At 69.7% G+C, this 19,902-nt stretch carries 20 protein-coding genes; 6 read left to right on the top strand and 14 right to left on the bottom strand.

Annotated features, from left to right (window positions below; all coding sequences use genetic code 11):
• Window positions 1-2: 2 nt before the first annotated feature.
• The 3 genes from JFB92_RS12275 to JFB92_RS12285 all read right to left on the bottom strand — a co-directional run bounded on the left by JFB92_RS12275 (window position 3) and on the right by JFB92_RS12285 (window position 2,616).
• Window positions 3-992 (bottom strand): LacI family DNA-binding transcriptional regulator, encoded by a 990-nt coding sequence (locus JFB92_RS12275; RefSeq protein WP_199038687.1) that lies wholly within the window; start codon window positions 990-992, stop codon window positions 3-5.
• A 298-nt stretch (window positions 993-1,290) separates the two neighbouring features.
• A complete protein-coding gene (locus JFB92_RS12280; RefSeq protein ID WP_199038690.1) occupies window positions 1,291-2,136 on the bottom strand; it encodes a siderophore-interacting protein in 846 nt (281 codons plus the stop codon).
• Between the two features lie 231 nt (window positions 2,137-2,367).
• Window positions 2,368-2,616 carry a hypothetical protein gene (locus JFB92_RS12285; RefSeq protein ID WP_199038692.1) on the bottom strand — a complete coding sequence of 83 codons (249 nt, stop codon included), beginning with the start codon at window positions 2,614-2,616 and terminating at the stop codon, window positions 2,368-2,370.
• Window positions 2,617-3,154: 538 nt separating this feature from the next.
• On the opposite strand from JFB92_RS12285, the gene JFB92_RS12290 reads away from it, so the two are divergent.
• Window positions 3,155-3,397 carry a DUF397 domain-containing protein gene (locus tag JFB92_RS12290; RefSeq protein WP_199038694.1) on the top strand — a complete coding sequence of 81 codons (243 nt, stop codon included), beginning with the start codon at window positions 3,155-3,157 and terminating at the stop codon, window positions 3,395-3,397.
• Between the two features lie 142 nt (window positions 3,398-3,539).
• Window positions 3,540-4,415, top strand: coding sequence for a Sco1979 family transcriptional regulator (locus tag JFB92_RS12295; protein WP_233163056.1), 876 nt, complete (start codon window positions 3,540-3,542; stop codon window positions 4,413-4,415).
• Window positions 4,416-4,470: 55 nt separating this feature from the next.
• Here the strand turns inward: JFB92_RS12295 and JFB92_RS12300 are convergent, their stop codons facing one another.
• The 4 genes from JFB92_RS12300 to JFB92_RS12315 form a co-directional block, all read right to left on the bottom strand.
• The gene (locus tag JFB92_RS12300; protein ID WP_199038696.1) at window positions 4,471-5,313 is read right to left on the bottom strand and encodes an SAM-dependent methyltransferase; all 843 of its coding nucleotides are present in this window, start codon (window positions 5,311-5,313) and stop codon (window positions 4,471-4,473) included.
• Window positions 5,314-5,479: 166 nt separating this feature from the next.
• A complete protein-coding gene (locus JFB92_RS12305; protein WP_199038698.1) occupies window positions 5,480-6,628 on the bottom strand; it encodes an LCP family protein in 1,149 nt (382 codons plus the stop codon).
• A 9-nt stretch (window positions 6,629-6,637) separates the two neighbouring features.
• The gene (locus JFB92_RS12310) at window positions 6,638-7,636 is read right to left on the bottom strand and encodes a UDP-glucuronic acid decarboxylase family protein (RefSeq protein ID WP_199038699.1); all 999 of its coding nucleotides are present in this window, start codon (window positions 7,634-7,636) and stop codon (window positions 6,638-6,640) included.
• Between the two features lie 51 nt (window positions 7,637-7,687).
• Complete coding sequence (locus JFB92_RS12315; protein ID WP_307789127.1) at window positions 7,688-9,187, bottom strand: sugar transferase; 1,500 nt, start codon at window positions 9,185-9,187, stop codon at window positions 7,688-7,690.
• 265 nt (window positions 9,188-9,452) lie between these two features.
• On the opposite strand from JFB92_RS12315, the gene JFB92_RS12320 reads away from it, so the two are divergent.
• Complete coding sequence (locus JFB92_RS12320) at window positions 9,453-10,610, top strand: glycosyltransferase family 4 protein (protein WP_199038701.1); 1,158 nt, start codon at window positions 9,453-9,455, stop codon at window positions 10,608-10,610.
• Here JFB92_RS12320 and JFB92_RS12325 read toward each other — a convergent pair.
• The gene (locus JFB92_RS12325) at window positions 10,599-11,237 is read right to left on the bottom strand and encodes a CDP-alcohol phosphatidyltransferase family protein (protein ID WP_199038801.1); all 639 of its coding nucleotides are present in this window, start codon (window positions 11,235-11,237) and stop codon (window positions 10,599-10,601) included. The two genes, JFB92_RS12320 and JFB92_RS12325, sit on opposite strands and share 12 nt — an antisense overlap.
• A 294-nt stretch (window positions 11,238-11,531) precedes the next feature.
• Here JFB92_RS12325 and JFB92_RS12330 point away from each other — a divergent pair, with 294 nt between their 5' ends.
• Window positions 11,532-13,028: a glutamate-cysteine ligase family protein gene (locus JFB92_RS12330; protein ID WP_199038704.1), complete on the top strand. Its 1,497-nt coding sequence runs from the start codon at window positions 11,532-11,534 to the stop codon at window positions 13,026-13,028.
• 4 nt (window positions 13,029-13,032) lie between these two features.
• On the opposite strand, the gene JFB92_RS12335 is transcribed toward JFB92_RS12330, so the two are convergent.
• Complete coding sequence (locus JFB92_RS12335) at window positions 13,033-14,325, bottom strand: hypothetical protein (RefSeq protein WP_199038707.1); 1,293 nt, start codon at window positions 14,323-14,325, stop codon at window positions 13,033-13,035.
• A gap of 211 nt (window positions 14,326-14,536) precedes the next feature.
• On the opposite strand from JFB92_RS12335, the gene glyA reads away from it, so the two are divergent.
• Window positions 14,537-15,811 (top strand): serine hydroxymethyltransferase, encoded by a 1,275-nt coding sequence (gene glyA / locus JFB92_RS12340; RefSeq protein WP_199038710.1) that lies wholly within the window; start codon window positions 14,537-14,539, stop codon window positions 15,809-15,811.
• Window positions 15,812-15,870: 59 nt separating this feature from the next.
• On the opposite strand, the gene JFB92_RS12345 is transcribed toward glyA, so the two are convergent.
• The 3 genes from JFB92_RS12345 to JFB92_RS12355 all read right to left on the bottom strand — a co-directional run bounded on the left by JFB92_RS12345 (window position 15,871) and on the right by JFB92_RS12355 (window position 16,785).
• Window positions 15,871-16,098, bottom strand: coding sequence for a hypothetical protein (locus JFB92_RS12345; protein WP_199038713.1), 228 nt, complete (start codon window positions 16,096-16,098; stop codon window positions 15,871-15,873).
• Between the two features lie 7 nt (window positions 16,099-16,105).
• On the bottom strand, window positions 16,106-16,363 hold the full coding sequence (locus JFB92_RS12350) for a hypothetical protein (protein ID WP_199038716.1): 258 nt from the start codon (window positions 16,361-16,363) through the stop codon (window positions 16,106-16,108).
• Window positions 16,364-16,569: 206 nt separating this feature from the next.
• Entirely contained in the window at window positions 16,570-16,785 is a 216-nt protein-coding gene (locus JFB92_RS12355; RefSeq protein ID WP_199038719.1) for a hypothetical protein, read from the bottom strand.
• A 311-nt stretch (window positions 16,786-17,096) separates the two neighbouring features.
• Between JFB92_RS12355 and JFB92_RS12360 the strand changes: the two genes are divergently transcribed.
• Entirely contained in the window at window positions 17,097-17,921 is an 825-nt protein-coding gene (locus JFB92_RS12360) for a P1 family peptidase (RefSeq protein WP_199038723.1), read from the top strand.
• A gap of 38 nt (window positions 17,922-17,959) precedes the next feature.
• Here JFB92_RS12360 and JFB92_RS12365 read toward each other — a convergent pair whose 3' ends face one another.
• Window positions 17,960-19,171 (bottom strand): FAD-dependent monooxygenase, encoded by a 1,212-nt coding sequence (locus tag JFB92_RS12365; RefSeq protein ID WP_199038726.1) that lies wholly within the window; start codon window positions 19,169-19,171, stop codon window positions 17,960-17,962.
• A complete protein-coding gene (locus JFB92_RS12370; RefSeq protein ID WP_199038729.1) occupies window positions 19,168-19,761 on the bottom strand; it encodes a TetR/AcrR family transcriptional regulator in 594 nt (197 codons plus the stop codon). The genes JFB92_RS12365 and JFB92_RS12370 overlap by 4 nt, the downstream gene beginning before the upstream one ends.
• Window positions 19,762-19,902 lie beyond the last annotated feature (141 nt).

Consider the following 19,902-nt stretch of genomic DNA (forward strand, 5'->3'; position numbering starts at 1 on the left):
CGCTACGGCGGGGGCGCGGTCGAGTCGCGGACGGCGAGCTTGGTCGGCAGCGAGACGTGCGCGGCCGGGCGGGAGCCGAGGTCGGAGTCGCCCCCGGCGTACTGGAGCAGCAGGTCGATCGCGGCGGTCCCGGCGTCGGCGGTGGGGACGATGATCGTGGTCAGGCTGGGCTTGGCGAGCCTGGCCAGGACCGTGTCGTCGATGCCGATGACGCTGACGTCGCCGGGCACGTCCACCCCGAGGTCGGTCAGGCCCTGGATGAGGCCGATGGCGAGCAGGTCGTTGTAGGCCAGGACGGCGGTGACGCCGGATTCGGCGATGCGCTTGGCCACCTCGGTGCCGGCCTTCTCGTTGGGGGTGTTGGGGCCGATGACCTCGATCTCGGCCTCGTCGCCCACGGTGCCCGCCGCCGAGCGGCGGATCTGGGTGTTGGTCCAGGACTGGCGGGGGCCGGCCACGTAGGCCAGGCGGCGGTGCCCGAGGTCGAGCAGGTGCGTGACGGCCAGGCGGGCGCCCTCGGCCAGGTCCATGGTGACCGAGGGGATGCCGTCGATCTTGCGGTTGACCAGGGCCAGTGGGATGTTCTGGGCGAGGCGGTCGATGTTGGCGTTGGAGATGCGCGGGGCGCACAGGACCACTCCGTCGACCTGCTTGGCGAGCGCGTCGACCAGCTCGGCCTCGATGGCCGGGTCCTCGGAGGCGTCGGCGACGAACAGGTGGTAGTCGCGGGCGCGGGCGGTGTGCTCGGCGGCCTTGATCATCGGCGGGAAGAACGGATTGGCGATGTCGGCCACGACCAGGCCGATGTTGTAGGTGCGGCCGGTGGTCAGGGCGCGGGCGACGCGGCTGGGCTGGTAGCCGAGGCGGCGGGCGGCCTCGAGGATGCGCGCGCGGGTCTCGGGCCGGACCCGGTGGGGCATGGACAGGGCCCGCGAGACGGTGGAGATGTGGACTTGCGCCTCGCGGGCGACGTCCTTGATTGTCACTGCCACGGGAGGGGTCCCCTGTCCACTCGCTGCGATCGATGATCGTCCATCAAAGTACGCAAACGATTGTAGGGCGGTCAAGTGCCGGGACCCAAGCGATGCGTGCGGGCATCTGCGTCGGCGGCCGAGGACGGTCCTGACAGGCCCGAAATTTTGCGGTATTGTCTTGTATCTATAATATAGTCGAACTTCGATGCAATCGATTGCTTTACTCGAGCGGGCGCAGACGCCTCCGGTCGCCCCGCCCGGAAGGAACCGGCCGGGCCTCCGCCCCCAGCACCTCGGGGCCGGAGGCCCGCTCCGCCTAGGTTCGGGCGGCCTCGTCCTCTTCGTCCTGGCGGTTCCACTCGCGCTTGCCCGCCTGCCAGCCGTCCTCGTCGTGGCCCAGTCTCCAGTAACCGGAGACCGAGAGCCGCTCGCGCGGGACGCCGCGCTCGAAGCGCACCAGGCGCCGGATCTCGCGCACCGCACCGGCCTCGCCGTGCACGAACGCGTCGCAGTCCCCGGCGGGGAAGGCGAATCCGCTCACGGCCTCGACCAGCGCCCGCCCGGGCGGTGTGTCCCCGCGGTGGATCCACTCGAGGCGGACCTGGCCGTCGGTCTTGACCGGCAGCTCGTCTTCGGGCCCGGGGATCTCGACGAACGCGTGGGCGCGCGCGCCCGGGGCCAGGCGCTCCAGGCTCGCGGCGATCGCCGGAAGGGCGCTCTCGTCGCCGGCCAGGAAGTGCCAGTCCAGGTCCGGGTCGGGCGCGTAGCCGCCGCCGGGTCCGGAGAATCGCAGCACGTCGCCGGGCCGGGCCCGCTCGGCCCAGGGCGCGGCCAGGCCCCGGTCGCCGTGGACGACGAAGTCCACCCACAGCTCGCGGGCGGCCGCGTCCCAGCGCCTGACGGTGTAGGTCCGCATGCGCGGCCACTGCTCTCGCGGGAACTCTTCGCGTATGCGCCCCAGGTCGAACGGCTCGCCGTAGTCGACGCCCTCGACGCCGAACAGCAGCTTGAGGTAGTGGTCGGAGAACTCCCCGGCCTCGAATCCGTCCAGCCCGGTCCCGCCGAGCACCAGCCGGACCATGTGCGGGCTGAGCCGCTCGATCCGCAGCACCTCGCCGAGCCAGGTACGGGGGCTCCGCCGCCCCTTCCGCTCTTCAGCCATACCGCTCCTCAGTTAGGTCTACCTAACTATTGCACGCCCATGCCGGCACGGCCATACCGGATTCCGGCGGCGGCTGGTATGATTACCGGTCAAGTCGCAGCATCCGGTGGTCGACCAGTCGCCGGAATCAATGCAGCCAACGCAGGGCTCAGCCCATGCGGAGCTCGGGGAGGCCCCCACCGGCCTCCCCGAGTCTTCCCACCAAACGGAGCAAAGTCTGCTTCTCGCCCGCTATCGGAAGCGGGCCGTGTAAATGTCGCCGTCGCGGACCCACGCGAGCTGGAGCGAGTCGAACATCGCCTCCGCGAGCTCGTCGTCCGGCATCCCGTAGTGCTGCCCCATCCCGCGGCTGCGGTAATGCCACAGCAGCCCGGCCCTGACGTGTTCGGCGTCGGCGAAGTGCTTTCCGCACGAAAGGGCGCAGCGGTAGACCGCCCTGCCGCCTCTGTCGTACTCGATCGCCATGACCTGCTGGCACATTGAGCTCCGCAGCTTTCCCGCCGCGGCCGCCCGTGGCGCGGCCTGCCGAGTCTGTAGGCCATCCACCATGGCACCCAACCCCTCTCCGGGCGATCAAGTCCTGCCGGGTGGGCCCGGCCGACACTACTAGTACGACTGATCCGGTTATGGAGATTTAGGACGCTCGGTCGCGATGGCGGTTGCCGCAGGGACTCTCGCCGGTCGCAGTCCCGAACGCCGGTTAGCGCAACGAGTCTGGAATCACGATCGCACATGGAGCGCGCCCGTGTCTATGTGCATTATCACATCCATCGTAGCATGCATCGACACCGGGCAGATGCACGTGCATTTGGGCGCGCATCGGAACGCGCACCCTCCCGTGCGCGTACGCAGCGTGATGTGAAACACTGATCAATACCGGCGAAGGAACCGCGGGTGAGGCCCGGTGCACGCACGAAAGGTGGGGGCGTGTTCCGGGCTCGCGCCGCGCCCCCGAGCCGGTCGAAAGGGAACAAGGGAATCCGGCCGGACCTGCCGGCCATTGGTGGAAGGAATCTCTATGGACAACGCGCGCAATGGAATCCCCGCGGGGGACCTGCCGTCATCGATCGTTTGGCAGAAGAGCCGCCGCTCGAACCCGAACGGCAACTGCGTCGAGATGGCGGCCCTGCCGGGCGGCGAGGAGATCGCGGTCCGCAACTCCCGCGACCCCGAGGGTCCGGCGCTGGTCTACACCGTCGCCGAGATCGAGGCCCTCGTCGGGGGCGCCAAGGACGGCGACTTCGACAACCTGCTCGCCTAGAGGCGGTCGCGACCGGTGGCCTCGGCCGCCGTGCCGCACGCTCACCTTGGCGAGGGAGCCCTTCCGGCTACCCTGTCAAGGTGAGCTTTTCGTTTCCGGGCCCCGGCCCCGCGCGCGAGGAGGTGATGGAGAGGTGACCACGATGGAGCCGCCCGCCGGCAACGCCACCGGTGGCCCCACCGCGCTGCGCATGATCCTGGGCGGCTACCTCCGGCGCCTGCGGGAGGCGAACGACATCAGCCGCTTCGACGCGGGCTTCGCGATTCGCGGCTCGGAGTCCAAGATCAGCCGCATGGAGCTGGGCAAGGTCCGGTTCAAGCTCCGCGACGTCGAAGACCTGCTGCGGATGTACGGCATCGAGGACGACGCCGAGATCGAGCGGCTGCTGAACCTGTGCAAGGACGCCAACAAGCCCGGATGGTGGCACCGCTACGGCGAGGCCCTGCCGAACTGGTTCAGCGCCTATCTGGACCTCGAGGACGCGGCCTCGCTGATCCGCACCTACGAGGTCCAGTTCATCCCCGGTCTGCTCCAGACCCCGGAGTACGCCAGGGCGGTCTTCATGATCGGCTACGGCCGGATCCCGCTCCAGGAGATCGACGACCGGGTGAACGTGCGCATCTCCCGGCAGAAGCTGCTGACCAAGGAGAACCCGGTCAGCCTGTGGGCGGTCATCGACGAGGCCGCCCTGCACCGGCCCTTCGGCGGGCGGAAGGTGATGCGCGCCCAGTTGGAGGCGCTGATCGAGTTCTCGCAGCTGCCGAACGTGAAGATCCAGATCATGCCCTTCTCCTCCGGGGAGCACTCGGGTGCGGGCGGCGCGTTCACCTGGCTGCGGTTCGCCGACGACGAGATCAGCGACATCATCTACCTCGAGCACCTCACCAGCGGCCTGTACCTCGACCGCGAGGACGAGCTCGACTCCTACCAGGGCGCCATGGAGCACCTGTGCATCCAGGCCGCCCGGCCCGACGAGACGCCCGGCATCCTGCGCGAGATCATCGACCAGCGCTACTGAGCGGGCACGAAGAAGGCGCGCGGCCCGGGCCGCGCGCCGTGTCCGATTCCGGGGCTTACTCTTTGTAGCCGATGCCGGCCATCATGATCCGCAGGTGCGGTTCGAGGTCCTCGGCCGCCGGGACCTCGCGGTCCGGCTCGCCGGGGAACCAGCGCGAGACCCAGTCGAGGCCGGGCTCGACCAACGGTAGACCGTGGAAGTGCTCCTTGATCTTCTCGGGCTTGCGGACCCACCCGTTGCCGAGGCTCTCGAGGCCGGCCTTCTCGATCGCCGCCTGCTGGGGCTCGCCGGTGTCGGCGAAGTCGGTCATGAACAGATAGGACCCGCTGGGGCAGGCGTCCAGCAGGGTCTTGACCCAGTCGCCGGGGCGCTCGTCGTCGTGGAAGTGCATGAACAGTCCCACGACCATCAACCCGACAGGACGGGAGAAGTCGATCATGCGCTTGACTTCGGCGTCGTTCAGGATGGACTCGGGTTCGCGCAGGTCGGCCGTGACGATGGTGGTCGACTCCTTCGTCGCCAGCAGGGCGCGTCCGTGCGCGAGGACGATCGGGTCGTTGTCGACGTAGACGACCTTCGCGTTCGGATTCACCGCCTGGGCCACCTCGTGGGTGTTCTCCATCGTCGGCAGCCCCGCGCCGACGTCGAGGAACTGGTCAATGCCCTGTTCCGCCATATACCGCACGCCCTTGGACAGGCCCGCGCGGTTGTCGAGGGCGACCTCGCGCGAGCTGGGCACGTACTTCATGTAGGCGTCGGCGCCCTCTCGGTCGGCGGCGAAGTTGTCCTTGCCGCCGAGGATCGCGTCGTAGATGCGGGCGATGGTGGGTTTGGAGATGTCGAATTCGGGCTTGTACGCCGGGTCTTCACCGGACAAGACGGAGGATTCTTCGCTCATCGGACCACCTCTTCGTCGAAGGTTCGTTCCGACCATGGTACGACCGGTGATCGCGCTGCCCGAGTGCGGGATCGGCACCGAAGGCCCCTTCAGTCACACGCGGTGCGCGGCGAATCATCAAGCACACCAACCACACGAGTGATTTTCATACTCCTGTGGACGGCAGCTACTCCCCCTCTTCGGAGTCCTCTTCCTCGGCCTGGTCGTCCATCCACCGGCCCACGCGGTCCTCGCGCACGGCCTCCCACAGGGCCGCCGCCTCGGCATTGGGGACGTTGTTGTCCTCGTCCTCGTAGTAGAAGACCGCCGACCCGACCGGCGAGGAGCCGGCGCCGAGGTTCGGCGTGGTCACGAACTCGATGTCGTCGCTGCGCAGGCCGATCAGCCCGATGCCGGTCTCGACCACGTTGAACTCGGTGTCGACCTTGACCGCGCCGGAGACCGACTCGATGAACGCCCGCAGCGTCGACTGCGAGGTGAGCACCCCGGAGCTGGTGGCCGAGTCCATGATGGCCTTGATGAGCTCCTGCTGGTGCTGCATGCGGGCGAAGTCGCCGCGGACCCACTGGTACCGCTGGCGGACGTAGTCGAGGGCCTCCTCGCCGGTGAGCGTGTTGGGCCCGGCCGGGAAGAAGCGGTAGGGCTCGTGGATGGAGGTCACGCCCGACTCGTCGTAGTAGTCGGGCGCGTCGGCCCACTCGATGTCCATCTCGACCCCGCCGAGGGCGTCGACGACCTTGACCAGGCCCGGGAAGTCGATCTCCACGACGTGGTCGACGCGCGTGCCGCTGAGCTCCTCGACGGTCATCACCGTCAGCGGGGTCCCGCCCCAGGCGTAGGCCGAGTTGAACTTGTCCTTCGCGCCGGTGTATTCGGGGTAGAACTCGGCGTCGGAGAACTCGGGGATGTACACGTACAGGTCGCGCGGGATCGAGATGCCGTAGGCCTCGGTGCCGTCCTCGTTGACGTGCATGAGGATCGAGGTGTCCGACCGGGCGTTCTCCTGGTCGTCGGAGCGAGCGTCCGAGCCGATGATGAGGAGGTTCATCGCCCCGTTGAGCTTGTCGGGGCGCCCGTCCTCGGGGATGCCCTCGAGGTCGAAGGGACGGTCGAGGTTCTCGTTGGCGTTCCGGGTGGTCGTCCACAACGCCACGCCCCCGCCGGCCGCGGCAAGCGAGGCGACCAGGCCGACGGCCGAGCCGATCAGGCCACGGCGGGTCGGGCCCGAGGCCGCCTCCGCCACGCGGGCGTCCTGCGGGCCGCCGGAGGGGGGCACCGAGGCCGCGCCCCGGTAGTTGGAACCGGAATAGGTCATGTCGCTAGCTTAAGCGACGACCGCACCGCGCGGCCGTCCACGACCGGCGGTGGCGTCGGAGCCCTGGGGCCCCGCGACGAAGTAGTCGATGGTGGCCTTGAGGCCGGCCTCGTAGTGGACCTGGGGCTCGTAGCCGAGCAGCTCGCGGGCGGCGCTCAGGTCGGGGCGGCGGCGCTCGGGGTCGTCGTCGGGCCGGTCGGTGTACTCGATGGCCGAGGACGAGCCGGTGAGGCGGATGACCAGCTCGGCGGTCTCGCGGACGGTCAGCTCGTACTCGGTGCCGAGGTTGACCGGGCCGTACTCGCCCGACTCCAGCATCAGGACCAGGCCCCGCACCAGGTCGTCGATGTAGCACAGGGACCTGGTCTGGGAGCCGTCGCCGTGGACGGTCAGGGGCTCCCCGGCCAGGGCCTGGCTGATGAAGGTGGGGACGAAGCGCCCGTCGTCGGGCCGCATGCGGGGCCCGTAGGTGTTGAAGATCCGGACGATGGCCGCGTCCAGGCCCTTGTGCCGGTGGTAGGCGGCGACGGCGGCCTCGGAGAAGCGCTTGGCCTCGTCGTAGCAGGAGCGGATGCCGATGGGGTTGACGTTGCCCCAGTAGGTCTCGGGCTGGGGGTGGACCTGCGGGTCGCCGTAGACCTCGGAGGTGGAGGCCATCAGGAACCGGGCGCCGTCGGCCAGGGCGCGGTCCAGGGCGTGCAGGGTGCCGACCGAGTCGACCCGGAGGATCTCGACCGGGAGGGTGGCGAAGTCCACGGGGCTGGCCGGGCACGCGAAGTGCAGGACGGCGTCGAACGGCTCGTCGCCGACCGGGAGGCCCTCGGTCACGTCGGCCTCGACGACGGTCAGGCGGGGGTGGGCGGCCAGGTTCGCCGCCGAGCCGGTGGAGAAGTTGTCGACGGCCGTCACGGCGCAGCCGCGTTCGAGGAGCGCGTCGACCAGGTGGGAGCCCACCAGGCCCGCGCCACCCGTGACGAGGATTCGACTGCCTGTTCCGTAAGTAGTCATCAACTCCCCAGACTATCAGCGTTCAGCGCTCGTTCACCGGGACGTAATGCCTCAGTAAGCGCCTTTTCGCCGCAACACTACAGCGACCGTGCGGAAAAGAATTTGCAGGTCGGTGGTCAGAGACCAGTTGTCGACGTAGTAGAGATCGAGGCGGACCGCGTCGTCCCACGACAGGTCGGAGCGGCCCGAGACCTGCCAGAGGCCGGTGATGCCGGGCCGGACGAGCAGGCGGCGGCGGACGTCGCCGAGGAAGTCGCCGTTCTCGGCCGGGAGCGGGCGCGGCCCCACGAGGCTCATCTCACCCCGGACCACGTTGATGAGCTGGGCGAACTCGTCGAGTGACGTCCTTCTCAGGAACCGGCCCACGCGGGTGATGCGCGGGTCGTCCTTCATCTTGAACAGCAGGCCGTCGGACTCGTTGTGCATCATGAGCGCGGCCTGGCGCTCCTCGGCGTCGATGTACATGGTGCGGAACTTCCAGCAGCGGAAGGTCTCGCCGTCGCGGCCGACGCGGGCCTGGCGGAAGAACACCGGGCCGGGGCTGTCGAGCTTGATGGCGATGGCGATGGCCGCGAACACCGGCGACAGGAGGATCAGGCCGATCACCGAGCAGGTGGAGTCGAGGATGTTCTTGATCAGCCAGCCGATGCCGGAGATCTTGGGCTCCTCGACGAACAGCAGCGGCAATCCCTCGACCGGCCGGATGTGCACGCGGGGGCCGGCGATGTCGGTCAGCTGCGGGGCGACGATGAGGTCGCGGCCGGTGCCCTCGAGCTGCCAGGCCAGGCGGCGCAGGTCGGCCTTCTCGGTCGAGGCGGTGCCGCAGACGGCGAGCGTGTCGGCCTTGATCTGCTCGGCGCAGGTGACCACGTCGGTCCCGGCGAAGACCGGCACGGGCGTGTCGAGGTCGCGGACCGAGGAGGCGCCCTCGGTGACGTAGATGCCGACCGGCACCAGCCCGGCGGCGCTGTTGCGGCGGACAGTGCGGTAGACGTCCATCGTCTCGGGGTAGGAGCCGATGAGCATGACCCGCTGGACGGCGCGGCCGAAGGAGCGGGCCTTGTGCAGGGCCAGGCGGGCGGCGTAGCGGCTGCCGGCGATGAGCAGGGCCGCCGACAGCAGGATGACCGCCACGGCCGCACGCGAGACGTCGGCCTTGAACGTCAGGGCCAGGAACGAGACGAGCGCGAGCATGAACATCGAGGCGCGGACGACGCGCTTGAACTCGTCGTTGCCGGTCCCGAAGTAGCGGCGGTCGTAGCCGCCGTTGGCCCACAGCACCGCGACCCAGGCCAGCGGCAGCAGCAGCCAGACGATGTAGCGGTAGAGGACCATCTCGGTGCCGTGGTCGAACCCGGCGTTCGCGTGAGGGGTGAGGTTGACCGCGATCACCGAGGCGATGAACGCGGCGATGAAGTCGACGCCGACGAGCGCGGCCCGGTAGGCGCGGTGCCAGCGCGAGACCCGGGCGAGGCGTCGCCAAGCCGAACGGGTGACCCCGTTGGTGACGAGCTTCGGATCGCCTTTCCTGCTGGCACCGGCACCGGTCACACGAGTCCCCGTCCGTTCGATCGGAGCACCCCCACTTCCGTGGAGATCATTTGCTGGACGTTCCAGGCTTGTCGCCACTGCAAATCCCTGCGGTCGTCAGCTTATGGTGGAGGTAGGTGTCCGCGGGGGAGATCAGGCTTCGGGACCTCTACCGGGGGGCCCGCCGACACAGTACCCGACAACCTACACCTATTCCCTGATTGAGGTATCTTCGGCCGAACTGAAAGCCGTGCGCGCCACCCGGAGACTGTGTGAGGGAAATCCTGTGAAGATCGTCATCGCACACAACCGGTACTCCTCGGCGCAGCCTTCGGGCGAGAACACGATCGTGGACTACGAGATCGGGGCGCTGCGCGAGGCAGGGGTCGAGGTGGTGCCCTTCCTGCGGTCCTCGGACGAGATCGCCTCCCTTCCGGCCCACCGCAAGGCGGCGCTGGCCGTCTCGCCGATCCACGCGGCCGCCGCGCAGCGGGACCTGGCCGCGCTGATCGAGCGCGAGCGCCCGGACCTGCTGCATCTGCACAACCCGTACCCGCTGCTGTCGCCGTCGGTGGTGCGGACCGCGCACCGGCACGGGGTGAAGGTGGTGCAGACCATCCACAATTACCGGCACGACTGCGTCAACGGGCTCTACTTCAGGGACGGCCACGACTGCACCGACTGCCACGGGAAGCGGTGGAACGCGCCGGGGGTGCTGCACTCCTGCTACCGGGGCTCGCGCGCGCAGAGCGCGGTGATGGCACTCACGCTGGGGGTCCACCAGGGAACGTGGCGGACCGTGGACCGCTTCGTCGCGCTGACCGACGCGATGGCCGACTACCTGCGGGGCATCGGGATCGAGGCCGACCGCATCAGGGTCAAGCCGAACGCGGTGGCGGACCCGGGGCCGATGCCGCTCGGCGAGGGCTTCCTGTTCGCGGCCCGCCTGGTGCCGGAGAAGGGCGTGGAGCTGCTGCTGGAGGCGTGGCGCGAGGCGAAGGTGAACGTGCCGCTGCGCATCGCCGGCGACGGTCCGCTGCGGCCGCTGGTGGAGCGGGCCGCCGAAGCGGACGGCGTCGAGTACCTGGGACAGCTCGACCCGGCGGCGCGGGACGCGGCCCTGGCGGCGTCGGCGGCGGTGGTGATCCCCTCGATCTGGCGGGACATCCTGCCGACCTCGGGCATCGAGGCGCTCGCGGCGGGGCGCGCGCTGGTCGTCACCGATATCGGCGGCGGGCCGTTCATCGCGGGCCTGGACACCGCCAGGCCGGCAGGCCACGGCGCCGCACCCGAGCCGCGGGCGCTCGCCGCGGCGTTCGGGGAGGTCCACGACCTGGTCGAGCGCTACGCGGACTACGCGCGCGAGCGGTACGAGAAGGTCTTCTCCCCCGAAGTGGTCCTGCGGCGGCTGATCGACATCTACGAAGAGGTCCTAGCCGAGTGAGCGGCGGGCGTTGGCGGCTATGGAGGCCGAGAGGAAGAGCGCGTTGACCGCTCCGAATCCGAGCATGACGACGACCATCGCCTCGGGCCAGAGCAGGGCCAGGCCGATGACGGTGATGACGAATCCGTAGTCGCGGACGAGCTTGACCAGCCGGATGACGATGTTGTCGGATTTCACCAGGGATACTCCGTCGTCCTCTTTGGCCATCACGGAGGTCACGAGGTTGGTCATCCACAGGCCCGCGAAGACCGCGCCGGCCCAGGCGGGGACGGCCGGGGTGTAGGCGTCGGTCACGGCGACGACGACGGCGACCACCGAGGACTGGATGGCCACGTCGGAGAGGATGTCGGTCCTCGCGCCGGCTTCCGATCCCTGCCCTGTCGCACGTGCGAGCTGCCCGTCGGAGCAGTCGAGCATGTAGGCGACGTGCCAGGCGACGAGGACGGCCGAAGCCACCGGCCACCAGGGTGCGCCGTCGCGGGCGACCGGGATGTAGGCGATCACCGCGGCCGAGGCGGCCACGCCGAGGAGCAGGTCGATCAGGGTCAGGTGGCTGGGCTTGAGACCCGCGCGCCATGCGAGGTAGGAGAAGTAGGATGCTCCGCGCTGGCTCAGCATGGTGATCATGCCGCCACCGCGTTTGACGGCGAGGAAATCCGCCGGGCCGGTTATGGGGGCGCGCTGTTCGGTCACGCGCCGATACTACTCATTGCCTGGAAGTGCACTCACCGTCGCGGCGGCGGACCGGGTTGTGTCAACCTTCCGACACCACTGTCGGTGACTGATCCCTAATATGCGTGTGAACCACTCGATCTGGGACGTTTACCCGTCTCCTCGGGTAGCTGTGAGGCTACCTAGCGTCTTAAGGTTGATGAACCAAATCGATTCCTGGGTGACCCATCGATTCCTGGGGAGGAGAATATGGGCGACGAGGTCAGCGGTTCCGCTCTGCGCCACTGGGATCAGACCGCCTACCGAGCCAAGCTCCAAGCCGGACGCGATGCCCTCGCGCAGCTGCTGGCCGATCGGAGGCTGGACGGCGAGCGTCCCCTCACCGGCATCGAATTGGAGCTGGACCTGTTGGAGCACAACGGGGATCCGGCCTTCGCCAGCGAGGCCGTCCTGCAGTACCTGCACACCACTGGGGACGAGGAGGCCCTCTACAGTGCCCAGCACGAGCTGGGCGCGCACAATCTCGAGCTGAACCTGCCGCCCCGGCTGCTCGACGGGGCCGGGCTCTCCTGGTACGAGTCCGACCTGGCCGCGGCGCTAGAGGAAGTCCGGGAGGCCGCCGAGAAGGCCGGGACCTACGTCTGCCCCATCGGCACCATTCCCACCCTCTTCACCGAACACATCGACATCGAGATGCTCTCGCGCGCCGAGCGCTACCGGGTGCTCAACGACGGGATCATGGCCGCCCGCGGCGAGGACCTCCTCATCGACATCAGCGGCGCCGAGTCGGTCCGCTACTCGTGCGCCAACATCGCCCCGGAGTCGGCCAACACCTCCGTCCAGTTCCACCTCCAGCTCGCTCCGGAGTCCTTCGCCCGCTACTGGAACGCCGCGCAGGCCATCGCCGGCGTCCAACTGGCGGTGGGCGCGAACTCGCCCTACCTGTTCGGGCGGCAGCTGTGGGCCGAGACCCGGATCGTGCTGTTCGAGCAGGGCACCGACACGCGCGCGGCGGCCGAGCGGGCCGCCGGGGCGCTGCCGCGGGCCTGGTTCGGCGCGCGCTGGATCGACAGCGTCCTTGACCTGTTCAACGAGAACTACAAGCACTTCGCGCCGCTATTACCGCTTTGCGACCCCGAGGACCCGCTCCAGGTCGTCGCCGACGGCGGCGTGCCGAACCTGCGGGAGCTGCGATTCCACAACGGCAGCATCTACCGGTGGAACCGGCCGGTCTACGACATCCGCTCGGGCCGCCCGCACCTGCGGGTGGAGAACCGGGTCCTGCCGGCAGGGCCGACCGCGGTCGACATCTGCGCGAACATGGCGCTGTTCTACGGGCTGGTCAGCTACTTCGCCGAACGGGCCGAGGAGCTGACGGCCGGGCTGGACTTCGCGCAGGCGACGGCGAACTTCGAGAACGCGGCCCGGCACGGCATCCACGCCGACCAGTTCTGGCCGGGCCTGGGCCGGATTCCGGCCCGACGGCTGGTGCTCGAGGAGCTGCTGCCGCTGGCGTCCGAAGGGCTCTCGTCGATGGGCGTGGGCGGCCGCGACGCCGACCGGTTCCTCGGCGTGGTCGAGCAGCGGTGCCGCCGCGGGGTCAACGGCTCGTCCTGGCAGGTGGCCAGGGTGCGGGTGGCCGAGCACCGCCATCGCATGGAGCGGTCCGACGCACTGCGGGCGATGGCCCTCGACTACGCGGCGCAGGCGGCCGACGGCAGACCGGTCCACGAGTGGGAGGTCTGAACCGTTAGTCCTCCTGCTCGGGGGTCTCCTCGGCGGGGGTCTCGAGCTTCCTGCGGCGGGCGCGCTTGGTCGTCTTCTTGGTGCGCCGCTTGGGTTTGGCCTCGGCGGTCTTGTCCTCGGTCCCTCGGTCGGCCTCGGGGTCGGCGGTGAGCGTGCCGCCGCCGACCGGTTTGAGGTCCTGGACCCAGTCCACGTCGGGGTCGGACTCGGCGGGGGCGGCCTCGTCGGGCCCGCCGGGCATCGACTTGGTCTCGGCGACGCCTGCGGAGCCGTGAATTTGCTCAGTCTCGCCCGAGCGGGAGTCGGAGAAGGCCGATTCGGGGGCGGCCGGGACGGTCCAGCCCGGCGCGGTCTCGATCCCGGTCGAGTCCTTCCGCTCGGTCTCCGGTTCGGGGGACGCCGGAGCGGCCGAGTCGTCGATCTGCCCGCCGGAGCGGGGGACGGCGGCCACGATCAGGGAGCCGAGGATTCCGGCGATCGCGGCGTAGGGGCCGAGCTGGACGACGGCCATCGACTCGGGGTTGTCGACGCGGCTGGGCCCGGCGACCAGGTGGGCGACGGTGACGATGAGGGGCCCGGCGATGCCGGAGGCGGCGGCGATCCGGTAACCGGAGTTGGAGATGGGGACGCGGCGGGCCATGGCGGCGACGATCGCGCCGATGAGGGCCGAGCCGATCAGGTACGGCACGGCTATCGAGAGCCCGCGCTGCCCCAGCGCCGAATCGGGACCGGCCCATGAGCCCCAGACGGCCAGTTGCACGACCGGGGTGGTCGGCTCGCCGACCTCGACGAACACGGCCAGGATCGCCAGGACCCAGATCAGTGCGACCGAGGCGCCGACGTTGACCGCGACCGCACGCGAGGCCAGGCCGATGAGGGTCAGGACCAGTCCGACGGCCGCGCCGACGCCGGAGGCCAGCAGCGGGTCGGACGGGAAGGACGCGAAGGCGGCGCCCTGCTCGGCGGACACGGCGACCAGCGGCCCCGCGGCGAAACCGCCGACGGCCGAGGCCAGGACCGCGCCGAGGCGGACGAGCGGGGACTCGGCGGCCTCGCTGCGCGAGCCGAAGACGCCGGAGGCGAGGCCGCCGACCACGCAGGAGGCCGCGGAGAACCAGGCGACCCACGCCTGGTTGGCGTGCTCGCGGTAGTCGATGACGGAAGAGGCGGAGTCGGGGGCTGCGTCGGCCCAGGACAGCAGGCCGAATCCGTAGGCCAGGCCGAGCTGGGCGAGCGCGGCGGTCGCGGCTACCGCGAAGCCGACGCCCATGACCTTGGCAGCGGTTCTAGGTGACATACATCGCACCGTACTTCGTGTACGCAATGGAGTCTCGCGTGCCTGATCCAGTCACATACGGCACGCGCGGGCCCGCCGAGCCGCGACTTGGCGCAGCTCTCAGCGGGCCCAAACGCGGTCGATTCGGGCCCGGCCGGGCGGTTATGCTCAGTCCATCAGGCCACCTGCCCGGTCGCCGTGCTGATCATGCCGTTCGACAAGGAGCATTCGCATGACCGACGCCTATGAGGCATTGACCGCTGACCTCGCCGCCGCCGACCCCGAGATCGAGCGGCTCATCGAGGAGGAGGGACGGCGGGAGTCGGAGAAGATCCGCCTCATCGCCTCCGAGAACTACGTCTCCGAAGCGGTCATGGAGGCGACCGGGTCCATCCTGACCAACAAGTACTCCGAGGGGTACGCCGGCAGGCGCTACTACGAGGGCCAGCAGTACATCGACCAGGTCGAGGAGCTGGCGATCGCCCGCGCCAAGGAGCTGTTCGGCGCCGACCACGCCAACGTGCAGCCCTACTCGGGCTCGCCCGCGAACCTGGCCGTCTACATGGCCTTCCTCAAGCCCGGCGACACCGTCATGGGCATGGCCCTGGACATGGGCGGCCACCTGACCCACGGGCACACCGTCTCGGCCACCGGCAAGTGGTTCAACTCGGTGCCCTACCGGGTCCGCAAGGACACCGGCCGGGTCGACCTCGACGAGGTCGCCGAGCTCGCCCGCGCCGAGCGCCCGAAGATGATGATCTGCGGCGGCACCGCCATCCCCCGCACGATCGACTTCGAGGGCTTCGCGGCCATCGCCCGCGAGGTCGACGCGGTCCTGCTGGCCGACATCGCCCACATCGCCGGCCTGGTCGCCGGCGGCGCGCACCCGACCCCGGTCGGGCACGCCGACGTCGTCTCGACCACCACGCACAAGACGCTGCGCGGCCCGAGGGGCGCGATGGTCATGTGCGACGCCGCGCACGCCAAGGCCATCGACAAGGCCGTCTTCCCCGGACTCCAGGGGGGCCCGCACAACCACACCACCGCGGCGATCGCGGTCGCCCTCCGCGAGGCCGCGCAGGAGTCGTTCTCCGGCTATGCGGCCCAGATCGTCAAGAACGCGAAGGCCCTGGCCGAGGCCCTGTCCGAGCGCGGCTTCGACCTGGTCAGCGGCGGCACCGACAACCACCTGATCCTCGCCGACCTGACCCGGAAGGAGATCGGCGGCAAGCCCGCGGCCAAGGCCCTGGACGCGGCCGGGATCGAGCTGAACTTCAACGCCGTCCCCTACGACACCCGCAAGCCGTTCGACCCGTCGGGCCTGCGCATCGGCACCGCCGCGGTGACCACCCGCGGCATGACCGAGCCCGACATGGACCGCATCGCGGCCTGGATCGACCGCGTCATCGCCGCGGCCAAGGCCGAGAAGGAATCGGAACTCGACACCATCGCCGCCGAGATCCGAGAATTCTGCAAGTCCTACCCGATCCCAGGCTGGCACGCCTGATCTGATTCGAGACGCAGGGAGGGGACCGGCTTCGCCGGTCCCCTCCCTGCGTACGTCTGTCAGTCGAAGATCTCTTCGACGCTGGAGGCATTCACGGCCCGCGAGAACCAGCGGTCGACCGTATCCTCATCGGTGCATCCCTCGATCTGCTCCCTTGCACTGTCCGAGACCTCGATTCCCCGCAGGTCGAGCAGCTTCAGCAGTGACTTGATCTCTCCGCGACGCTCACCTTTGAGTTCGAGTTGGCCTGCCGGGCTCTCAAGATACTGCTCATACGTCAGGCTCATGTATTCCTCAGAGCTTGTCGTCGTCGCGGCCGCGCTGGATCTCGGTGATAATCGAGAAGACCGCCTTGCCGAACTGGTCACGGAACAACGCCACGTTGTCGCAGTTGAGCTCGATCGGATCGTTGTCCGTCAGCGCCTCCGACTCGGATTCGACACTCGAATACGCGGGCAGGGCCGCACCGACTGTCTTGACGAGCAGCTCCGCCGCCAGTTCCGGCCGCTTCTGGAAGAGGCGGATCGGGATCTCATGCTGATGGGTGACCATGTCTCCCAAGCTAAGTGTCAGCGCAGCGGAATCCGGTATTCGATGTACCAGCGTGTCATCGCGTTGCGGCGCCGACGCGTCCGTGCGGGTCCTCCGGTCGGGCAAGACGAAACGCACTGGCCGTGCGGCTCAGCGCGTCCGTGTGTGTTTTGAGTTTGCAGTCTTTGGCCTGACACCTTCTGGGTGCCCTGGCACCGTCGCCCCCGTTAGGCGGCGCGGGTCAGGGCGCGGCGCTCGACCCGGTTGGCCACGCGGCGGAGGACGCCGGCGGTCGAGAACCGGACCTTGTCGCTGGCGGTGGCGCCGACGACGTAAGGCTTGTTCGCGCGGCCGTCGTCGACGACCGGAGCGTTCGGGAGCGCCGAGGTGGCGGCGGTGTTGGCGGCGTCGACTGCGAGGTAAGCACCCATGAATTCGTGCATGATCGTTCCTTCCCGGCGGGTGTGCCGGATAGTGGATTTTCTCGGGGATGAACCGCTCGTCGATGACGCCTTTGTCGACGGCGGCGGGCCGATGCCTGAGCATCGGACCGGGAGCGGGGTTCGAACGGGATTGCCGCTTCTTCGCTCAGCTCCCGGCTTCGTCATCAATGCTATGGGGTGGGCAAGCGTAAAATCCAGGGTTTTTGCGTGCGTCACATGTATCCCGCACCACTGTCCATAGAGATCTAAGTTACCGTTCGGTTATCTATCTATACCGGCTCGTTACGCGCAGGTGGCGGTAGTGTGTCGGCATGAGGGACTTGGGGATCCGGGTCGGCCACTGGACCGGCGAGCGGACCGGGTGCACGGCGCTGCTGTTCGACGGGCCCACGCCGGCGTCCGGGGAGGTGCGCGGGGGCGCCCCGGCCAGCCGCGAGATCGAGCTGCTGGACCCGCTGCGCAGCAACGCGGGCATCGACGCGGTGCTGCTGACCGGCGGTTCGGCGTTCGGTCTGGCCGCCGCCGACGGGGTGATGCGATGGCTGGCCGAGCGCGGACAGGGCGTGGCCACGCCCGGCGGGGTGGTGCCGATCGTGCCGACGCTGGGCCTGTACGACCTGGACGGGAGCGGGGTCGTGCCGGGCCCCGAGGAGGGCTACGCGGCCTGCGAGTCGGCCCGTTCGGACGGGGTGACCGAGGCCACCGGGCCGGTCGGCGCCGGGCGCGGGGCGACGGTCGGGCAGTGGAGGGGCGTCTCGCTGCCCTCGGGGCTGCGGTCGGCGACGCTGCGGTCCGGCGACTTGACGGTGAGCGCGGTCGCGGCGGTGAACGCCTTCGGGGAGCCGGGTCGGCTCGACCGCGACCTGCTGCGGCCGGAGGGCTTCCCGGTGGCGTTCGGGCGGAACACCACGATCGGCGTGGTGGCGACGAACGCGCGGCTGACGAAGGTCGAGTGCTGCCTGGTGGCGCAGGGGGCGCACGACGGCCTGGCCAGGGCGGTCAGCCCGGTGCACACGCGCATGGACGGCGACGCGTTCGTGGCCGCGGCGACCGGCGCGGTGGAGGCGTCGGCGGACGTGGTGCGGGCGCTGGCCGCCGAGGCGGTGTCCGAGGCGATCGGCGAGGCGCCCGACTAGCGCGCCCGGTCGGTTGGTCCTGGGACCTCCCGGTCCGGTCAGCGCACCGCCAGGTCGGTGACCTTGTCGTGGTCCTTCGGGAACAGCGGGCCGACCATGATCCGCTTGAGGCCCGGGAGGTTCATCGCCCTGAAACCCCACCGGCGCAGCACCAGCCGCGTCTTCGTCCTCGGCAGGAACCACTCGGTCACGCGGTCGCGCGCGGCCTCTTGGCGGTGCTCGGCGATCGGGCGCATCCGCGCCTCCCAGTCGGCCAGCGCCGCGGGCACCGCCGCACCGGGGTCGGCGGATCCGGGCTCGCCTGCGGCGAGGCGTTCGGCCAGCAGGTACGCGCCGGCCATGCCCAGCGAGGCCCCTTGCCCGGCGACCAGTGACACCGCGTAGGCCGCGTCCCCGACCAGCGCGACCGGTCCTCGCGTCCATTCCGGCGTCACGATCTGCGCGACCTGGTCGTAGTAGATCTCCGAGTCCGGCGGGCACTTCTCCAGCGCCCTCTCGGCGAGGTCCCCCATTCCGGCGTAGTCGCGGCACAGCGTCTGGCGCGGATCGTCCGGCAGCGCCGGGTCGGCGACCCGGTGCACGGCGAAGACCGCGACTCTGCCCTCTCCGAGCCCGTAGAAGCCCATCTGCCGGTCGAGCGTCTCGGTGAGCACGAACCGTCCCTTCACCCGCTCGAAGACCTCGGCGTCCTCGAAGACGTAGGCGGCGGTGTGCATCCCCAGGAAGCGCAGGCAGTCGCGCTCGGGCCCGAAGGCCAGCTCGCGGATGCGGGAGTGGATGCCGTCGGCGCCGACGATCAGGTCGGCCTCGACCACGCTGCCGTCGGACAGGACCGCCTTGCCTCCGTGGCCCTCCCCGGATTCGTCGATGCTCTCCACGGTGGTCCCGTAGCGCAGCTCGACCCTGTCGGCGACCCGTTCGCGAAGCAGCCGTTCCAGGTCGGGGCGCATGATGCTGACCATCTCGCCGTCGAGGGCCTCGGAGAACAGGTCGTAGCCGACGCTCACCCGCTCGCGGCCGCGTTCGTCGACGTAGCTGAACTTCTCTGTGGGGCTGGCGAACTCGCGCAGCTTCTCATCGAGCCCCATCGCGGCCGCGGCCTCGTAGCCGGGGCCGAAGAAGTCGATCATGTAGCCCTGGGTGCGCGGCCCCGGCGCGTGGTCGACGACGGTGACCTCCCAGTCGTGATGGCGCAGGCGCCCGGACAGGGCGAGTCCGGTGATTCCCGCTCCGCAGACAACGGCCTTCATTCGCGTGTTCCCTTCGTTTCGTGGTTCGGTTCGGCGATGGCGCGGACCAGCGGCGCGAGCCGGGCGGCGCTCAGGTCGGGGTCGAGGCCCTTGTGCAGCACGATCCCGTCGAAGGCCGCGGCGACGAGGGCCGCGGCGCCGTCCGGGTCGCGGTGGCCGGACCGCCGCAGCACCTCGGCGAAGGCGGCGCGGAAGCCGCGCAGGACGGCCGCGATCTGGTCGTGCAGTTCGGGGTCTCTGGTCCCGGCCAGGTATGCCTCGATGAACAGCAGGGAGGCCGGGTCGGTTCCGGAGTAGCGGTCGAGCTCGGCCAGCATCGCCTCGACGGCCGAGCCCGGGTCGTCCGCCGCCTCCAGGGCCGCGGTGGCAGGGCCGAGCACCTCCGCCATCTGGTCTACCACGGCCCGGCGCAGCAGGGCCTGGAGCGATTCGAAGTGGTAGTGGACCAGTCCGGGCCGCACGCCCGCGCGCTCGGCGAGGACGCGGGTGCTCACCGCTCCCCAGCCGAGTTCCCCGATCAGTTCCCTGGCGGCCGCGAGCAGCTTCGCTCTCGCTTCGCGGCCCCGGTCGGCGGAGGTCTGTCCGGCCATGCACACTCCTTGGTCGATCGCCTTGGACGATTGACCAATCGTAGCACGCCCGCCACCTCGGAACCCTTCCCCAGCAGGGGATATTGCTCTAGCATCAAAGTGTCGGAGGGGTCCGCACCGCCCGCACTCGGCGCACCGAAT

The sequence above is a fragment of the Glycomyces salinus genome (assembly GCF_016428645.1).
GTDB classification, from domain to species: domain Bacteria; phylum Actinomycetota; class Actinomycetes; order Mycobacteriales; family Micromonosporaceae; genus Glycomyces; species Glycomyces salinus.

What these genes read in the sequence shown, in the direction of transcription:
- JFB92_RS12355 (WP_199038719.1), bottom strand. Translation starts at nt 16,785, where the DNA reads ATGCACGAATTCATGGGTGCTTACCTCGCAGTCGACGCCGCCAACACC.
- JFB92_RS12310 (WP_199038699.1), bottom strand. Translation starts at nt 7,636, where the DNA reads ATGACTACTTACGGAACAGGCAGTCGAATCCTCGTCACGGGTGGCGCG.
- JFB92_RS12325 (WP_199038801.1), bottom strand. Translation starts at nt 11,237, where the DNA reads ATGATCACCATGCTGAGCCAGCGCGGAGCATCCTACTTCTCCTACCTC.
- JFB92_RS12360 (WP_199038723.1), top strand. Translation starts at nt 17,097, where the DNA reads ATGAGGGACTTGGGGATCCGGGTCGGCCACTGGACCGGCGAGCGGACC.
- JFB92_RS12370 (WP_199038729.1), bottom strand. Translation starts at nt 19,761, where the DNA reads ATGGCCGGACAGACCTCCGCCGACCGGGGCCGCGAAGCGAGAGCGAAG.
- JFB92_RS12365 (WP_199038726.1), bottom strand. Translation starts at nt 19,171, where the DNA reads ATGAAGGCCGTTGTCTGCGGAGCGGGAATCACCGGACTCGCCCTGTCC.
- JFB92_RS12295 (WP_233163056.1), top strand. Translation starts at nt 3,540, where the DNA reads ATGGAGCCGCCCGCCGGCAACGCCACCGGTGGCCCCACCGCGCTGCGC.
- glyA (WP_199038710.1), top strand. Translation starts at nt 14,537, where the DNA reads ATGACCGACGCCTATGAGGCATTGACCGCTGACCTCGCCGCCGCCGAC.
- JFB92_RS12345 (WP_199038713.1), bottom strand. Translation starts at nt 16,098, where the DNA reads ATGAGCCTGACGTATGAGCAGTATCTTGAGAGCCCGGCAGGCCAACTC.
- JFB92_RS12350 (WP_199038716.1), bottom strand. Translation starts at nt 16,363, where the DNA reads ATGGTCACCCATCAGCATGAGATCCCGATCCGCCTCTTCCAGAAGCGG.
- JFB92_RS12285 (WP_199038692.1), bottom strand. Translation starts at nt 2,616, where the DNA reads ATGTGCCAGCAGGTCATGGCGATCGAGTACGACAGAGGCGGCAGGGCG.
- JFB92_RS12330 (WP_199038704.1), top strand. Translation starts at nt 11,532, where the DNA reads ATGGGCGACGAGGTCAGCGGTTCCGCTCTGCGCCACTGGGATCAGACC.
- JFB92_RS12305 (WP_199038698.1), bottom strand. Translation starts at nt 6,628, where the DNA reads ATGACCTATTCCGGTTCCAACTACCGGGGCGCGGCCTCGGTGCCCCCC.
- JFB92_RS12290 (WP_199038694.1), top strand. Translation starts at nt 3,155, where the DNA reads ATGGACAACGCGCGCAATGGAATCCCCGCGGGGGACCTGCCGTCATCG.
- JFB92_RS12335 (WP_199038707.1), bottom strand. Translation starts at nt 14,325, where the DNA reads ATGTCACCTAGAACCGCTGCCAAGGTCATGGGCGTCGGCTTCGCGGTA.
- JFB92_RS12300 (WP_199038696.1), bottom strand. Translation starts at nt 5,313, where the DNA reads ATGAGCGAAGAATCCTCCGTCTTGTCCGGTGAAGACCCGGCGTACAAG.
- JFB92_RS12280 (WP_199038690.1), bottom strand. Translation starts at nt 2,136, where the DNA reads ATGGCTGAAGAGCGGAAGGGGCGGCGGAGCCCCCGTACCTGGCTCGGC.